Origin of the sequence: Bacteroides sp. AM41-16 (assembly GCF_003603495.1) — a bacterium.
Taxonomy (GTDB): Bacteria; Bacteroidota; Bacteroidia; order Bacteroidales; family Bacteroidaceae; genus Bacteroides; species Bacteroides uniformis.
On sequence record NZ_QTNE01000004.1, the window covers coordinates 95,582 to 110,021 of the forward strand.

18 protein-coding genes and 1 tRNA gene are annotated in these 14,440 nt (G+C 48.0%); 10 read left to right on the forward strand and 9 right to left on the reverse strand.

Going from position 1 to position 14,440, the window contains the following annotated elements; genetic code table 11:
* Positions 1–5 precede the first annotated feature (5 nt).
* Complete coding sequence (locus DW896_RS05525; protein WP_005826447.1) at positions 6–182, reverse strand: histone H1; 177 nt, start codon at positions 180–182, stop codon at positions 6–8.
* A gap of 149 nt (positions 183–331) precedes the next feature.
* Between DW896_RS05525 and DW896_RS05530 the strand changes: the two genes are divergently transcribed.
* From DW896_RS05530 to DW896_RS05555, 6 genes are all read left to right on the forward strand, one after another.
* On the forward strand, positions 332–973 hold the full coding sequence (locus DW896_RS05530; protein WP_008663818.1) for a helix-turn-helix domain-containing protein: 642 nt from the start codon (positions 332–334) through the stop codon (positions 971–973).
* Between the two features lie 220 nt (positions 974–1,193).
* Positions 1,194–2,582, forward strand: coding sequence for a sodium:alanine symporter family protein (locus DW896_RS05535; RefSeq protein ID WP_005826443.1), 1,389 nt, complete (start codon positions 1,194–1,196; stop codon positions 2,580–2,582).
* A gap of 86 nt (positions 2,583–2,668) precedes the next feature.
* Positions 2,669–3,295 (forward strand): hypothetical protein, encoded by a 627-nt coding sequence (locus tag DW896_RS05540; RefSeq protein WP_005826441.1) that lies wholly within the window; start codon positions 2,669–2,671, stop codon positions 3,293–3,295.
* A 163-nt stretch (positions 3,296–3,458) separates the two neighbouring features.
* A complete protein-coding gene (locus DW896_RS05545) occupies positions 3,459–5,555 on the forward strand; it encodes a KamA family radical SAM protein (RefSeq protein WP_119992966.1) in 2,097 nt (698 codons plus the stop codon).
* A 54-nt stretch (positions 5,556–5,609) separates the two neighbouring features.
* Positions 5,610–6,185 (forward strand): uracil-DNA glycosylase family protein, encoded by a 576-nt coding sequence (locus tag DW896_RS05550; protein ID WP_016273281.1) that lies wholly within the window; start codon positions 5,610–5,612, stop codon positions 6,183–6,185.
* Positions 6,186–6,260: 75 nt separating this feature from the next.
* Positions 6,261–6,333, forward strand: a tRNA-Trp gene (locus DW896_RS05555).
* A gap of 57 nt (positions 6,334–6,390) precedes the next feature.
* On the opposite strand, the gene DW896_RS05560 is transcribed toward DW896_RS05555, so the two are convergent.
* The 4 genes from DW896_RS05560 to DW896_RS05575 form a co-directional block, all read right to left on the reverse strand.
* On the reverse strand, positions 6,391–6,936 hold the full coding sequence (locus tag DW896_RS05560) for a radical SAM protein (RefSeq protein WP_005826427.1): 546 nt from the start codon (positions 6,934–6,936) through the stop codon (positions 6,391–6,393).
* Positions 6,923–7,255 (reverse strand): 6-carboxytetrahydropterin synthase QueD, encoded by a 333-nt coding sequence (gene queD, locus DW896_RS05565; protein ID WP_005826426.1) that lies wholly within the window; start codon positions 7,253–7,255, stop codon positions 6,923–6,925. The genes DW896_RS05560 and queD overlap by 14 nt, the downstream gene beginning before the upstream one ends.
* 105 nt (positions 7,256–7,360) lie before the next feature.
* Complete coding sequence (locus tag DW896_RS05570; protein ID WP_117719936.1) at positions 7,361–8,194, reverse strand: phosphodiester glycosidase family protein; 834 nt, start codon at positions 8,192–8,194, stop codon at positions 7,361–7,363.
* A 20-nt stretch (positions 8,195–8,214) separates the two neighbouring features.
* Positions 8,215–9,087, reverse strand: coding sequence for a pyridoxamine kinase (locus DW896_RS05575; RefSeq protein ID WP_022401645.1), 873 nt, complete (start codon positions 9,085–9,087; stop codon positions 8,215–8,217).
* A gap of 35 nt (positions 9,088–9,122) precedes the next feature.
* Between DW896_RS05575 and DW896_RS05580 the strand changes: the two genes are divergently transcribed.
* A complete protein-coding gene (locus DW896_RS05580) occupies positions 9,123–9,482 on the forward strand; it encodes a YbaN family protein (protein WP_009036614.1) in 360 nt (119 codons plus the stop codon).
* Between the two features lie 109 nt (positions 9,483–9,591).
* Here the strand turns inward: DW896_RS05580 and DW896_RS05585 are convergent, their stop codons facing one another.
* From DW896_RS05585 to DW896_RS05600, 4 genes are all read right to left on the reverse strand, one after another.
* Complete coding sequence (locus DW896_RS05585) at positions 9,592–10,170, reverse strand: nucleosidase (protein ID WP_119992968.1); 579 nt, start codon at positions 10,168–10,170, stop codon at positions 9,592–9,594.
* A 158-nt stretch (positions 10,171–10,328) separates the two neighbouring features.
* Positions 10,329–10,619: a transcriptional regulator gene (locus tag DW896_RS05590; protein WP_005826416.1), complete on the reverse strand. Its 291-nt coding sequence runs from the start codon at positions 10,617–10,619 to the stop codon at positions 10,329–10,331.
* Positions 10,620–10,635: 16 nt separating this feature from the next.
* Positions 10,636–11,220 carry a hypothetical protein gene (locus tag DW896_RS05595; protein WP_005826414.1) on the reverse strand — a complete coding sequence of 195 codons (585 nt, stop codon included), beginning with the start codon at positions 11,218–11,220 and terminating at the stop codon, positions 10,636–10,638.
* Between the two features lie 12 nt (positions 11,221–11,232).
* On the reverse strand, positions 11,233–11,607 hold the full coding sequence (locus DW896_RS05600; RefSeq protein WP_034525507.1) for a DUF2141 domain-containing protein: 375 nt from the start codon (positions 11,605–11,607) through the stop codon (positions 11,233–11,235).
* Between the two features lie 529 nt (positions 11,608–12,136).
* Between DW896_RS05600 and DW896_RS05610 the strand changes: the two genes are divergently transcribed.
* The 3 genes from DW896_RS05610 (at position 12,137) to rny (ending at position 14,420) form a co-directional block, all read left to right on the forward strand.
* Positions 12,137–12,451, forward strand: coding sequence for a hypothetical protein (locus tag DW896_RS05610; protein WP_005835817.1), 315 nt, complete (start codon positions 12,137–12,139; stop codon positions 12,449–12,451).
* A 14-nt stretch (positions 12,452–12,465) separates the two neighbouring features.
* On the forward strand, positions 12,466–12,756 hold the full coding sequence (locus DW896_RS05615; RefSeq protein ID WP_005826408.1) for a cell division protein ZapA: 291 nt from the start codon (positions 12,466–12,468) through the stop codon (positions 12,754–12,756).
* Between the two features lie 125 nt (positions 12,757–12,881).
* The gene (rny, locus tag DW896_RS05620; RefSeq protein WP_005835816.1) at positions 12,882–14,420 is read left to right on the forward strand and encodes a ribonuclease Y; all 1,539 of its coding nucleotides are present in this window, start codon (positions 12,882–12,884) and stop codon (positions 14,418–14,420) included.
* Positions 14,421–14,440: the final 20 nt, after the last annotated feature.

Here is a 14,440-nt window from a genome sequence, read left to right on the forward strand (position 1 = left end):
TTTTCTTACTTCTTAGAAGCTTCTAAAGATGCTTTGCGGAATTCCTTCATAGCTTTTTCGATTTCCAAAGAAGCCTTACGAGCGCGAGTTCCTGCTGCCTTGTTACCGTTTTCCAACTGAGCGTTTGCATCTTTTGAGAAGTCTGCATACAATGCAGCTACTTTTTCAACTAATTCTTTCATAATCCTTTTTAAATTACTTCGTTAATAATGTCTGGCAAAAATACATTCTTTCTTGAAATAAATGCAGAAAAACGATATTTTTTTTGAAATATTCGGTAAAATCGCCGCAAAAAGGGGCTCTTACGCATTTTTTATCTACTTTTGCAAGCATGAAAACGCTTACTGACACCGAATATATACACGCTCTCATAGCCGAAGGAGAGCACCAACAGCAGGATTTCAAGTTCGAAATATCCGACGCCCGCAAGATAGCCAAAACCCTTTCAGCCTTTGCCAATACAGACGGTGGAAAACTGCTTATCGGAGTGAAAGATAACGGGAAAATTGCCGGTGTCCGTTCGGACGAAGAACAATATATGATAGAAGCGGCTGCCGGACTTTATTGCAGCCCCGAAGTGAACTATACCATGCAGACCTATCAGGTGGAAGGCCGTAGTGTGCTGGTGGTACAAATCGAGGAAAGTGACCGGAAGCCGGTATATGCCAAGGACGAAACGGGAAAATATCTTGCCTATCTCCGTATCAAGGATGAAAACATCCTTGCCACTCCCGTCCATCTACGTGTCTGGCAACAAAGCGAAAGTCCGAAAGGAGAACTGATAGAATATACCGAACGGGAACAGCTGCTGCTCAATCTGCTGGAAGAGAACGACCGCCTGTCATTGAACCGTTACTGCCGCCTGGCGCATCTTTCCCGACGCGCCGCCGAACATCTGCTGGCAAAGTTTGTTCGTTATGACATAGTGGAACCGGTGTTTGAAGGACACAAATTTCACTTCAAGCTGAAATAGGCAAGGAGATTCCGTCAGGTTTGTCCAGATTTGTCCATGGTACAAATCGCAGCACACGAGTTTATACCACGTTGATTATCACCGACTTGCAAGAAATCTATCTCAGTTAACGACAGAGGTAGCCTAAAGTAACGACAGAGACCACCTTAGATAACGACAGAGGGTAGCACTTGTTTTGTGTGAGTTTTTTACTACAAATAGATAACTGTACATATACATTATGGGAATAATAAATCTGATAAACGACCTGCTCTGGACCTACATCCTCGTTGCCCTGCTGTTGGGATGCGCCGTATGGTTTACGCTGAGAACCCGCTTTGTACAGTTCCGGATGATAAAGGAAATGGTACGTCTGCTGGGCGACTCGGGCGGGAAAGGCGATGCCAAGGAAAAGCATATCTCATCGTTCCAGGCATTTGCCATCTCCATTGCCAGCCGTGTAGGTACGGGCAATCTTGCAGGGGTTGCCACCGCCATTGCAGTAGGCGGTCCGGGCGCTGTATTCTGGATGTGGGTGATTGCCCTCCTGGGTGCTTCCAGCTCGTTTGTAGAATCTACACTGGCCCAATTGTATAAGATAAAGGGCAAAGACTCCTTTATCGGCGGCCCGGCCTACTATATGCGTAAGGGACTGAAACAGCCGTGGATGGGGGCACTGTTTGCCGTACTTATCACCATTACCTTCGGATTTGCATTCAACTCGGTACAGAGCAATACACTGTGTGCCGCTTTCGAAGGCGCTTTCGGGTTCGACCATGCCGTTGTGGGAGGGATCATCACCGCACTCACGCTGACAATCATCTTTGGAGGCGTACAGCGCATAGCCAAAGTCAGCAGCATCATCGTCCCCATCATGGCGTTGGGATACATTGCACTGGCACTTATCATCGTTCTGTTGAACATCAAAGAGCTGCCGGGAGTCCTGGCACTCATTGTCGGCCACGCCTTCGGATGGGAGCAGGCTTTGGGAGGGGGTGTCGGCATGGCGCTGATGCAGGGCATCAAACGCGGGCTGTTCAGCAACGAGGCCGGTATGGGGTCCGCCCCCAATGTGGCGGCAACCGCACACGTCAGCCACCCCGTGAAGCAAGGCTTGATTCAGACGCTGGGAGTATTTACCGATACGCTGATTATATGTACCTGCACCGCTTTCATCATTCTGTTCAGCGGTGCTCCACTGGATGGTTCCACAAACGGCGTACAGCTTACCCAGCATGCGCTGACCAACGAGATAGGACCTTTGGGAGCCATCTTCGTTGCGGTAGCCTTGTTCTTCTTCGCATTCAGCAGCATTCTGGGAAATTATTATTACGGAGAAGCCAATGTGCGCTACCTTACCCACCGTAAATGGGTGCTCAACATCTACCGTATACTGGTGGGCGGCATGGTCATGTTCGGTGCTGTTGCCACCCTCGACCTGGCATGGAGCCTTGCCGACGTCACTATGGGACTCATGGCGCTCTGCAATCTTATCGCCATCAGCCTGCTCGGAAAATACGCTTTCAGGCTGCTTGAAGACTACCGCGCACAGAAAAGCGCCGGTATCAAAGACCCCGTTTTCACCAAGAACCGCCTGAAAGAGGTAGAAAAAGACATAGAGTGCTGGTGATAACCAACTTATTTCGTACTTTTGCAGCCGGAACCGCTGGATGACCTGCGGTCTTGTAATTTGTAATCAGTAATTCGTAATTTGATATGAGTTTATTTGCCAAACTATTCAACAAGAATACCGGAGAAGTATCTTCGAAGAATGTGGAAGACTTCGTGTCACTGACACGCGTCTACTTCCAGTCTGTAATAGCCGCCAACCTGGGCATCACCAATATCCGCTTTGTGCCGGATGTAGCCAACTTCAAGCGTCTGTTCAAAATCCCCACGCAGGGAGGCCGCCTGGGACAAGCGGAAAAGGCCGCTTCGCGCAAGATGCTGATGCAGGACTACGGCATCAGTGAAAACTTCTTCAAGGAAATTGATACTTCCGTCAAGAAGCACTGCCGTACGCAGAACGACGTACAAGGTTATCTCTTTATGTATCAAGGCTTCTCCAATGACTTGATGATGCTGATGGGAAACCTGATGCAGTGGAAATTCCGCATGCCTTCCATCTTCAAGGGAGCACTGCGCAGCATGACCGAAAAAACCGTACACGACGTCTGTACAAAAACCGTATGGAAAAAGGACGATGTACACAAAACGGCAGCGGCAGTACGCCAGTACAAAGAGCGTCTGGGATATTCGGAACAATGGATGACCGAGTACGTTTACAACGTAGTGATGCTGGCCAAAAAGGAACCGAAACAGAAAGCCAACGAAGAGAAATAAAAGAAAAAGAATTCTAAAGAACTTTAGAAACAAGAAGGCGGGAAAGAAATTTCCCGCTTTTTTTTGTTATTTTTAGCAAATGAAATCATTTTCCCCTCACGGAACACAAGGACGCACCCCGCGTCAACCATCATAAATATTAACTTCAAAAAAACAACCGCTTATGAAACAAAAGAAAATGCTTGCACTCACTCTCTCACAACTGGAACAACTTTATCGGCACGAACTCCCTGAACTGGTCAGCATCGCCGTTCAAAGCGACGATGCGGAAGCCTTCAAAGCCAACCTGGCGGAGTACATTGCCGGACATCCGGAAGTGGACAGCGAGGCCGGTAAGCAAATTCGACTCTTGATTGAATTTGACGGGCAGGAAGTACACGAGCTCTCCATCGGAGAACAGCTGCCCATATCAACTTTATCAATGCTGCATTCCTTCCTCACGGGACAATGGGAAGAGGAAACGGAAACGGACCTGTTCATCGACTTGTTCCAGCAGTTCAAACGCCTCCACCAACCCGCCCCCGCTCTGCCCTCCGCACAGAAAATCAAAACCCTGACCGAACGCTGGCCCAGCGGACTGGATGAAGACGTGCAGCATATCCGTGCAAAGAACAAGGAACGCATCCTGCATGCACTAGTGCAGAAGATTGAGCACCGCAAGAACCCGGCTTCCCGCTTCCATTTCGAAGAGGGACTCAGCTACGAGGAGAAGTTCAACCTCGTCAGCGAATGGTGGAATGACTTCCGTTTCCATCTTGCCATGGCCGTCAAAAGCCCTACGGAGCTAAACCGTCTTCTCGGCAACTCCCTTTCTGCCGAAACCATGTACCTGCTCTCAAAAGCCCGCAAGAAGGGAATGCCTTTCTTCGCCACCCCCTATTATCTGTCACTGCTGAACTGCACCGGCAGCGGATACGACGACGAGGCCCTGCGCAGCTATATACTCTATTCACCCCAACTGGTGGAAACCTACGGACAGATACGTGCCTGGGAACGGGAGGATATCGTAGAACCAGGTAAACCCAATGCCGCCGGCTGGCTGCTGCCCGACGGGCATAACATCCACCGCCGTTATCCGGAAGTGGCCATCCTCATCCCCGACACCATGGGACGCGCCTGCGGAGGACTCTGCGCATCTTGTCAGCGTATGTACGACTTTCAAAGCAAACGGCTCAATTTTGAGTTTGACACCCTGCGTCCCAAGGAAACATGGGAAAAGAAGCTGCGTCGGCTGATGGCCTATTTTGAGGAAGACACGCAACTGCGGGACATTCTCATCACCGGCGGTGACGCACTGATGAGCCAAAACAAGACGCTGGGCAACATATTAGACGCCGTCTACCGCATGGCAGTCCGCAAGCGGAAAGCCAATCAGGAACGGCCCGAAGGAGAAAAGTATGCAGAGCTGCAACGTGTACGCCTCGGCTCACGCCTCCCCGCCTACCTGCCCATGCGCATCAATGACGGGCTGGTGGAGATTCTAAGGGAATTCAAGGAAAAGGCGTCTACCATCGGCATCCACCAGTTCATTATCCAGACACATTTCCAAACCCCGCTCGAAGTCACTCCGGAAGCTGCCGAAGGAATACGCAAACTGCTGGCGGCAGGCTGGCTCATTGACAACCAACTGGTATACAACGTAGCTGCATCCCGCCGGGGGCATACTACCCGCCTGCGGCAAGTGCTCAATCAGTTGGGAGTGGTTTGCTACTACACCTTCTCCGTGAAAGGTTTTGAAGAAAACAATGCCGTGTTTACCCCCAACAGCCGTTCCGTACAAGAGCAACGGGAAGAAAAGCGCTTCGGGAAGCTGACCAAGGAAGATGCCCATAATCTGTCCGTACTGCTTGGAACCGTCCATGACCCGGCAGCCTGCATCCGGCGTTTCCTGAAAACGCACCACCTGCCTTTCCTCGCCACCGACCGCAATGTGCTCAACCTGCCCGCCATCGGCAAGAGCATGACCTTCAACATGGTAGGCATCACTCCCGAAGGCAAGCGCATCCTGCGTTTCGACCATGACAGCACCCGGCGCCACAGCCCTATAATAGACCGGCTGGGACAAATATATATCGTAGAGAACAAGTCCATAGCCTCCTACCTCCGCCAACTGCAGGCCATGGGAGAAGACGCCGAAGAATATGCCACCATCTGGAACTATACGGAAGGCAAGACAGAATCCCGGTTCAGCCTCTACGAATATCCTGATTTCCCCTTCCAAATCACCGACAGAATGAGCAATCAGGACATTGCAGGATAGCATATCCAAGATATATTCCGTACTTTTGCAGGCAGAACAATGAAATTGGAAAGTATGGAAATAGAACAACACCCTTTAGAACCCTTCCTTCCCGGCAACGCCCGTCTGCTGATGCTGGGAAGCTTTCCTCCGCAGAAAAAGCGGTGGTCCATGGAGTTTTACTACCCCAACTGGAACAATGACATGTGGAGGATTACCGGGTTCCTTTTCTTCAATGACAAGGATTATTTTGTAGACAAGACGAAGAAGGCTTTCTGCAAAGAACGCCTCATCAGTTTCCTGCAGGAAAAGGGTATTGCCTTGTTCGACACAGCCTCTGCCATACGGCGCCTGCAGGACAACGCCTCGGATAAGTTTCTGGAAGTGGTGCAACCCACGGACGTCCCTGCCCTGCTACACCGGATACCGCAATGCAAGGCTATCGTCACCACCGGTGAGAAGGCAACGGACACGCTGTGCACGCAGTTCTCCATCGACAAGCCCAAAGTAGGTGACTTCACGGAGTTTCTTTTCGAAAACCATCCGATGCGCCTCTACCGGATGCCTTCTTCCTCAAGAGCCTACCCGCTGGCACTGGAAAAAAAAGCAGCAGCGTATCGCATTATGTATCAGGACTTACAGATGTTGTAAGCAACTTTCTTTATAAAATAAGTACGTCTGTTACTTGCATATTTGAAAGTTTGCATTACCTTTGCAGCCGCAAACACGGGAGTAGCTCAGTTGGTAGAGCACCGGTCTCCAAAACCGGGTGTCGGGAGTTCGAGCCTCTCCTCCCGTGCATGAACGAATAATGGCTGTAAGCATTGCTTACAGCCATTATTCGTTTTATAAATGCCTACCGGATATCTATCAGCTTATGTGTCTGCAAACTAAGTCTCCACTTAGGATGCTTCATCACGCAATCCACCGTTTCGGCCGTATTGCTGCAAGAGCAAGGCTGAAGAAAGAAATGCCCGGCGGGCAACTGCTCATAAACAGTAATATCCTGCCCTTCATACACCACCTTCACTTCATTCATACGCGTAATTTCCAGCTTTACCCCCTGCTTGGGAGAGCAGGTCACCCAATCTATATTATCCGGCAGCGGATGGGTACCGTTTGTTTCAATGCAGACATACTTTCCCGCCTGGTGCAGACAATCCACAAATTCACGGTCAATCCAAAGGGAGGGTTCTCCACCGGTCAGTATCACGGTAGCGGCAGGGTATCTACTAACTTCTGTTACGATATCTTCATCGGACATCAGTATGCCGTCCTCATGCTGCGTATCACAGAAGGGGCACTTCAGGTTACAACCGGAAAAACGGATAAAGACAGCCGGGGTACCCGTATGGTATCCTTCTCCCTGCAAACTGTAGAATATCTCATTAATCTTCCTCATAGACGGCAATGTTTGATTCCGACTCCTGCACCTCTACCTTGAAGCAAGTGGGTATCTGGTCGCATATCCAACGGGCTATGTTCTCGGCTGTGGGATTGAAGGACAGCACTTCATTAAGATTATGATGATCCAGCTGTTCCTTTACCACCTGCTTGATGTGACTGAAGTCTACCACCATTCCGTCCGCATTCAGCTCTTTGGAACGGCAATAGACAGTGATAATCCAGTTGTGACCGTGCAGATTCTCACACTTACTGCGATAAGAAAGTTTCAGGCTATGGGCAGCCGACACTTCCATACGTTTGATGACTGTGTACATATTGTTAATACGCTAATTAATATAATAAGTTGCCGCATCTAATGTCACCTCGATGCGACGGCAAAATTACAAAAAACTTAAGATTTATCCATTTACTTCCCTAACTTATTCGTACACACAAAGAGAATTGGCAACCTTACGCTCTGCACTGCCACTCGGGGTATTGGCTATTCCCTTATCCGGCAACGCCCCACTCCACAGCGTAGAAGAACCGCCGCCGTCCAGATTCAACGCATCCTCCCCGCCCAATATACGAATCATATGGGCAAGCTCGGGTATATTGATACCTTCCGCTTTTCCCTTCCGACGTCCGTCAACAACAATAAGCAGGATTTTTCCTTCTCTTGTCAGCGCCACAGCACTGCGGGGATGCTTGGTATTTACAAAATTCCGATTAGTCCCGGACAAGTCGCACACTTGCCCGTCCTTCAGCATCAAAGGGCCGGAAGCCAGCACAGTGCCTTTTTTCAAAGTACATGCCTTTTCTTCCTGCTTGCTCCAGGGAATCAGTTCCAGCCTGCCCTTCTTTATAAGTACAGCTCCATTGGACACTGTTGCCAGAACCCCAGTAGAGGTAGTATCTATCACCACCCCGTCCTTACGCAGATAGCAGACGGAATTTCCGGCTTTCATATCAAAATAGGAGCCATTGATGGCCGCCACCGCACCTGCATGCCGGGCGGCTATACTGGTCTCCTCCTTGGGATTGTGGACGAGCACATCGAAACGGTAGCGCTTCGGGGATATTTCAAAAATAGACACTTCCTGAGGAACTCCATACAAAGAACTGAATACTGCCTTTTTATAAAGCATCCCTTTCTGCAGGGGCTCAGTCTGCCAATCGGCAGAAACGATGGCAAGAGAGTCGGCAGCAGTCTGCGCCATTGCTGCAAACATGCCGCAACAGAGAAACACTGCCAGGAATATTTTCTTTTTCATATAGAATAGATGGGATTGGTTTAAATTAATTCATAGCTGCAGATTTGAATCGGCATGTCGAGATTATGCAACACCTTTTCAAGCTGTATACCTTCACGGTTGTCGTACTCGTATCCGAAAGTAGCACGGATACCTTGCAGAATGAACTGCGTGGCACGGTCCAGGGCAATGGGCAAACTGTCGCCTTGCAACAGTGCTCCGGTGATGACACTGGTAAACGTATCCCCCGTTCCGGGATAATGGGCCGGCAGGTAAGGACACGTAACCTTCCAGTAGCGGTTACCGTTCCGGTTATAGGCATACACGGACGTCTTATGCTTATCATCCCGTACGGGCACACTGGTAATAATCACCACTTCGGGACCACAATCGGAAAGCCGGCGAAGGTATGACTTCAATTCCTCATCCGTATTCATCTCCTTATAAGGAATACCCAGCAGATAGAACAGCTCCGTCAGATTGGGAGTAACGACATCGGCCTTGGTGATGAGATGTTTCATTTCATCAATCATGGACTCGTGGAAGTTCGCATAAAGCCGTCCGTTATCACCCAACACCGGGTCTACCACAACCAGACCGTCCGGTCGGCGGAAGTCATCAATAAAGTCAGAAACAATATGTATCTGCCGCGGAGAACCCAGATAGCCGGTATAAAAGGCATCAAACTGTACTTCCAGCTTCTTCCACTCGGAAATAATCTTCGGCATTTCATCCGTCAAGTCCAGAAAAGAGAACTCCGGATACTGGGTATGGCTCGACAATACGGCTGTAGGCAACGGACACACCTGAAAGCCCATAGACGAAAGGATGGGAATGACCACCGTCAGAGACACCCGTCCGACTCCCGACAAGTCGTGGACGGCAACAACCTTCTTTACTTTATTCGCATACATATTATCTATATTATTATTTTTCCTACATTTGCCGCATGAAAACCGTCTGCATCATTTTGGGAACAGTTTCTTTGGCACTCGGCATCATCGGCATCTTCCTGCCGTTGCTGCCCACCACGCCTTTCCTGCTGCTCACGGCAGCACTCTACTTCAGAGGCTCACCCAGACTGTACCAATGGTTGCTGAACCACAAATGCCTCGGTCCCTACATCCGCAGCTTCCGCGAGAACAAAGCCATCCCTCTACGTGCCAAAATCATCTCCCTACTGCTGATGTGGGGAACAATGGTTTACTGCATCTTCTTCCTGATTCCACTAACAGAAATAAAGACAGTATTGTTCCTTGTCGCTGTGGGGGTGACTTGGCATATACTGTCATTCAAGACGTTGAGATAAATGAATGTGCTAATGTGGTTAATGTGCTAATGTGCCAATGACCTGCGGTGTGAGAGTCTAATATACACATAGCGCAGCCAATTAGCACATTGGCATATTAGCACATTAATCAAACTCCTTCCAATTTTTCGAAGAATTCTCCCAACCCCTTCCGAGCATCGGCAAGCTTGTCTTCCCAATGTTTCACGGAGTTCTGCCCGATAATATCCGTCACGTACTTCACCGAAATGAAAGGAACATTCTTGGCACGGCATACCAAAGCCTGGGCATAGGCTTCCATATCCACAACATCACCGGACACATCCGAGAGTTCTGTCAAGAAAGTATCCCCCGTATTGCATACACCGCCTGCCGGCCAGTGTAAACAATATCCTTTTTGGGACAACAAATCCATTGAATCAATCTCATACTCCATACCAAGCTCCACCAGCTTCTGCATATCACGGTCTACAAAATGACGGCATACGAAAATATCTCCTACCCGATGACGGATAGTCCCTGCCGTACCTACATTGACCACCAAGTCCGGTTGCGCATGGCTTATCGCTTCAGAAAGATAAAAAGCCGATTTCACCTTTCCCACACCGGTACGGAGATAGCCTATCTGCACCTCTTCCTCCCCTATCAGTCCGGGAAATTTCAATTCCGTAAATTCGCCTTGTACGGCATAAGTGACTAAAATTCTCATATCATTCTATCTTTTTAGAGTCTGTTTAAATTTTGTCCGGCATGAGGGTGGCAAAACGGTTGATGACACACCCTCCTCCTTCTCATGAAAAAGGCAAAGATAGAAACCTTTTTCAGAAGATTTCCATCTTTACCCCATAAATGTAAAGTCACCCACACTCACAACCTCCCTGCCAGATAAGATTTCAATGACTCTACATATTCCTCAAATGCGTCTACTCCTTGCGGAGTGATCTTACAAATCGTACAAGGCATCTTTCCTTTAAAAGTCTTTGTCACCTCCACATATCCCGCCTTGCTGAGTTTGTCTATCTGCACGCTCAGGTTTCCTGCCGTAGCTTTGGTCTGCTGGCGGATATAGACAAAGTCCGCCTCCTCGACACTAATAAGCAACGACATCACCGCAAGCCGCAGTTCGCTATGGAGCAAAGGGTTCAGTTCTTTAAACATATATCATCCTCTTCTTTTATTGTTTGTGACGCTTCGCCACACTGTTCATGTAATGTCCGGGAATCACCATCATAAAGACGAACGCCAATGCAAAAAACAGTATCTGGTCTATGCCGGGCATATAGAAACATCCCAACGAGAGCAAGGCTCCCAGCACTCCCCCTATCGTAACCACTTTCGTGTTCACAATCAGTCCCGTCAGGGCAGTTCCCATCCCCATCATCAGCAAAATGACAAACAGAATAGGAATCTTCCATACAAATATGGCGGTACACGATACCAAGAAAGCACCCAGTCCAAATACCGTCCACACATAATCCACAACACGGTCTATGTAGGTCTTCAACATTTTCCGAGCCTTCCGCTGACTCCACAACGTAGCAGGAAAGGCTATGACTGGAAGCAGGAACCATAGGAATTGCCAATTGTTATTGCCCGTTTCCTTCAATAGAAACCAAACCAGCAACGAGATAATTACCGTTACATATCCCCACAGCAAAAAAGGTGTCCCTGAATTTTCCGCCATTCTGTCCTTCGTGTTCTGTATCATCCGAGTGATGAGTTCTAAACTCTCTTTCTCATTCAATTTTCTTTCTTCCATTTTCCTGCCGCCTTATTTGTTGCTTCCTTTTAATACCCGCTTAAGTGCTATCTCCACCTGCTTCGTGTCGGCGCTCACCTCCACATCCGCTATCGCGCAATACTCAGATGGAATTCCGTCTTCCCTATCCAACTGATAATTGTTGTTTTCATCATGATAGACATAAAGCTTATATTTACCCACTGTCACATCTTTCAGTTCCAGTACCGCCTCCGTGCCCTTGGCATCTACCATACCATACTGCCCCTTGTCAGTGGCAATCATTATCTTTCCCACAGCAGAAGGTATGTTCATCACCTTCACTTTCAGAACATCTTGCGCAGACACCCCCAATGCAAATACACAAAGAAGAGCTGCCGCCATACTTCTACAAACAATCGTTTTCATAATCATTCTCTTTAAGTTATACATACCAAAATCACATTTCGGGTTCGAACTCCGATACAAAGATAAAAGGTTTATTTTATAAACCAAATTATTATATAAATTATTTTATTTATTTCTTAGCATCTCCTCCTTCCTTTACTACATACTATTCCAACCGCACCTAAAGAGTAGTGCCTAAAACAGCAAAAAGTAATTTCGGCCTTACTAAACAGTAATCGTCCAACAACCGTTCAATTATCGTCCAACATCTGTTTAATTATCGTCCAACAACTGTCGGACGATAATTAAACAAGCGTCGGACGATTACTATTTAGTAACGGAGATACTAAGCTTTCGAAAAGCAAGAAATAAAATCCTTCTAAAAAGCAAATTGTTCCATACCTATCCACATCTCTTGAAAAGCCAGCCTCCGCCACCCTTTTTCAATCCCTCAAAACCAGTACTTCATAGGCCACTTCGGTTATTTCGGCACTTCTACAGCATATTTTCCCCGAAAAGTTTTTGTAATCTCCAAGTAAATTGTATTTTTGTGTACAATTTTGGTGTAGTGATGACAGACGAAGAAAAGAAGCTATTAAGTACCTTTGAAGCCAGACTGCGGCATTTAATCTATCTGCACGATGAATTAAAACGCGAAAATGCTGAGCTAAAGCAACTTCTTGAAGCCAAAGAGGAGGAATACGGGAAGGTACAAGCTGAATACCGGGAACTGGAACTTAACTACACGAACCTAAAAACAGCTACGACAATCAGCCTTAACGGCAGTGACGTGAAAGAGACGAAACTGCGATTGTCCAAATTAGTGCGTGAAGTCGATAAATGCATCGCTTTGTTGAATGAATAAAGAGAAGAGGATGTATGAACGATAAGATAAAGATAAACCTGCAGATGGCAGGAGCCTCCTACCCTCTCACAATCAACCGTGAGGACGAGGAAATGGTAAGAGAAGCCGCCAAGCAGGTAGATATCAGGCTCAATGCGTATCGGGAGCATTATCAGAATGTGTCTCTAGAGAGAATTATAGCCATGGTGGCCTATCAGTTCGCTTTAGAAAACCTTCAGTTGAAGGACCGTAATGATACTGAACCCTATACAGCTAAAATAAAGGAACTGACAGAGGTATTGGAGACCTATTTCAAGGAACAATAAGCTGCAATCCCTCCGTCGGGTCGGTAAAAGAGAGAAATTCGCGCACTGTACAAAAGTTTGCCCTTCATCAAAGCAAGCTTTTATGCAGTGCTTTTTTATTTATATACTAAAAACAAATTAATAAAATGACAGTAGTTACAATAGTATTATCCATTGCCTGCTTCATTGTCGGAGGGTTTGCCTCGTACTTGTTCTTCAAGCACGGGCTGAAAAACAAATACGACGGTATCCTGAGAGATGCGGAAGCGGAAGCGGAAGTGATTAAGAAGAATAAGTTGCTGGAAGTAAAGGAAAAATTCCTGAACAAGAAGGCAGACTTGGAAAAAGAAGTGGCCCAACGTAACCAAAAGATACAGCAGGCAGAAAACAAGCTGAAACAACGTGAATTGGTACTGAACCAACGCCAGGAAGAAATCCAGCGCAAGAAGATGGAAGCAGAAGCCGTGAAAGAAAATCTGGAAGCCCAACTGTCCATCGTAGACAAGAAGAAAGAAGAACTGGAGCACATGCAGCGCCAGGAAATAGAAAAGCTGGAAGCCATTTCCGGACTTTCTGCCGAAGAAGCCAAAGAGCGCATGGTGGAATCCCTGAAGGAAGAAGCCAAAACGCAAGCCCAGTCCTACATCAACGACATCATGGACGACGCCAAGCTGACGGCAAGCAAAGAGGCCAAGCGCATCGTGATACAGAGCATCCAACGTGTGGCTACGGAAACAGCCATTGAAAACTCAGTAACCGTATTCCACATCGAATCAGATGAAATCAAGGGACGTATCATCGGTCGCGAAGGCCGCAACATCCGCGCCCTGGAAGCTGCCACCGGTGTGGAAATTGTGGTAGACGATACTCCGGAAGCTATCGTATTGTCAGCTTTCGACCCGGTTCGCCGTGAGATTGCACGTCTGGCATTGCACCAGTTAGTAACAGACGGACGTATCCACCCAGCACGCATCGAAGAGGTAGTTGCCAAAGTACGCAAGCAGGTAGAAGAGGAAATCATCGAAACCGGTAAACGCACTACTATCGACCTGGGCATCCACGGTCTGCATCCGGAACTTATCCGCATTATCGGTAAGATGAAATACCGTTCTTCATACGGCCAGAACCTTTTGCAGCATGCACGCGAGACAGCCAATCTTTGCGCTGTGATGGCATCAGAGCTGGGACTCAACCCGAAGAAAGCAAAACGTGCCGGACTGCTGCATGATATAGGTAAGGTACCCGATGAGGAACCGGAATTGCCGCATGCACTCTATGGTATGAAGCTGGCAGAAAAGTTCAAGGAAAAGCCAGACATCTGCAACGCCATCGGTGCCCACCACGACGAAGTGGAAATGACCAGCCTGCTGGCCCCCATCGTACAAGTATGCGATGCCATTTCAGGAGCACGCCCGGGAGCACGCCGCGAAATTGTAGAAGCATACATCAAGCGCCTGAACGACCTTGAGCAACTGGCCATGTCCTATCCGGGAGTGACAAAGACATATGCCATCCAGGCAGGCCGTGAGTTGCGTGTCATTGTCGGTGCAGACAAGATTGACGACAAGCAGACGGAGAACCTTTCCGGTGAAATCGCCAAGAAGATTCAGGACGAAATGACTTATCCGGGTCAGGTGAAGATTACCGTTATCCGTGAGACACGTGCGGTGAGCTACGCAAAGTAACATCAGAAAAGAAAATAAAT

What these genes read in the sequence shown, in the direction of transcription:
- DW896_RS05525 (WP_005826447.1), bottom strand. Translation starts at nt 182, where the DNA reads ATGAAAGAATTAGTTGAAAAAGTAGCTGCATTGTATGCAGACTTCTCA.
- DW896_RS05530 (WP_008663818.1), top strand. Translation starts at nt 332, where the DNA reads ATGAAAACGCTTACTGACACCGAATATATACACGCTCTCATAGCCGAA.
- DW896_RS05535 (WP_005826443.1), top strand. Translation starts at nt 1,194, where the DNA reads ATGGGAATAATAAATCTGATAAACGACCTGCTCTGGACCTACATCCTC.
- DW896_RS05540 (WP_005826441.1), top strand. Translation starts at nt 2,669, where the DNA reads ATGAGTTTATTTGCCAAACTATTCAACAAGAATACCGGAGAAGTATCT.
- DW896_RS05545 (WP_119992966.1), top strand. Translation starts at nt 3,459, where the DNA reads ATGAAACAAAAGAAAATGCTTGCACTCACTCTCTCACAACTGGAACAA.
- DW896_RS05550 (WP_016273281.1), top strand. Translation starts at nt 5,610, where the DNA reads ATGGAAATAGAACAACACCCTTTAGAACCCTTCCTTCCCGGCAACGCC.
- DW896_RS05560 (WP_005826427.1), bottom strand. Translation starts at nt 6,936, where the DNA reads ATGAGGAAGATTAATGAGATATTCTACAGTTTGCAGGGAGAAGGATAC.
- queD (WP_005826426.1), bottom strand. Translation starts at nt 7,255, where the DNA reads ATGTACACAGTCATCAAACGTATGGAAGTGTCGGCTGCCCATAGCCTG.
- DW896_RS05570 (WP_117719936.1), bottom strand. Translation starts at nt 8,194, where the DNA reads ATGAAAAAGAAAATATTCCTGGCAGTGTTTCTCTGTTGCGGCATGTTT.
- DW896_RS05575 (WP_022401645.1), bottom strand. Translation starts at nt 9,087, where the DNA reads ATGTATGCGAATAAAGTAAAGAAGGTTGTTGCCGTCCACGACTTGTCG.
- DW896_RS05580 (WP_009036614.1), top strand. Translation starts at nt 9,123, where the DNA reads ATGAAAACCGTCTGCATCATTTTGGGAACAGTTTCTTTGGCACTCGGC.
- DW896_RS05585 (WP_119992968.1), bottom strand. Translation starts at nt 10,170, where the DNA reads ATGAGAATTTTAGTCACTTATGCCGTACAAGGCGAATTTACGGAATTG.
- DW896_RS05590 (WP_005826416.1), bottom strand. Translation starts at nt 10,619, where the DNA reads ATGTTTAAAGAACTGAACCCTTTGCTCCATAGCGAACTGCGGCTTGCG.
- DW896_RS05595 (WP_005826414.1), bottom strand. Translation starts at nt 11,220, where the DNA reads ATGGAAGAAAGAAAATTGAATGAGAAAGAGAGTTTAGAACTCATCACT.
- DW896_RS05600 (WP_034525507.1), bottom strand. Translation starts at nt 11,607, where the DNA reads ATGAAAACGATTGTTTGTAGAAGTATGGCGGCAGCTCTTCTTTGTGTA.
- DW896_RS05615 (WP_005826408.1), top strand. Translation starts at nt 12,466, where the DNA reads ATGAACGATAAGATAAAGATAAACCTGCAGATGGCAGGAGCCTCCTAC.
- rny (WP_005835816.1), top strand. Translation starts at nt 12,882, where the DNA reads ATGACAGTAGTTACAATAGTATTATCCATTGCCTGCTTCATTGTCGGA.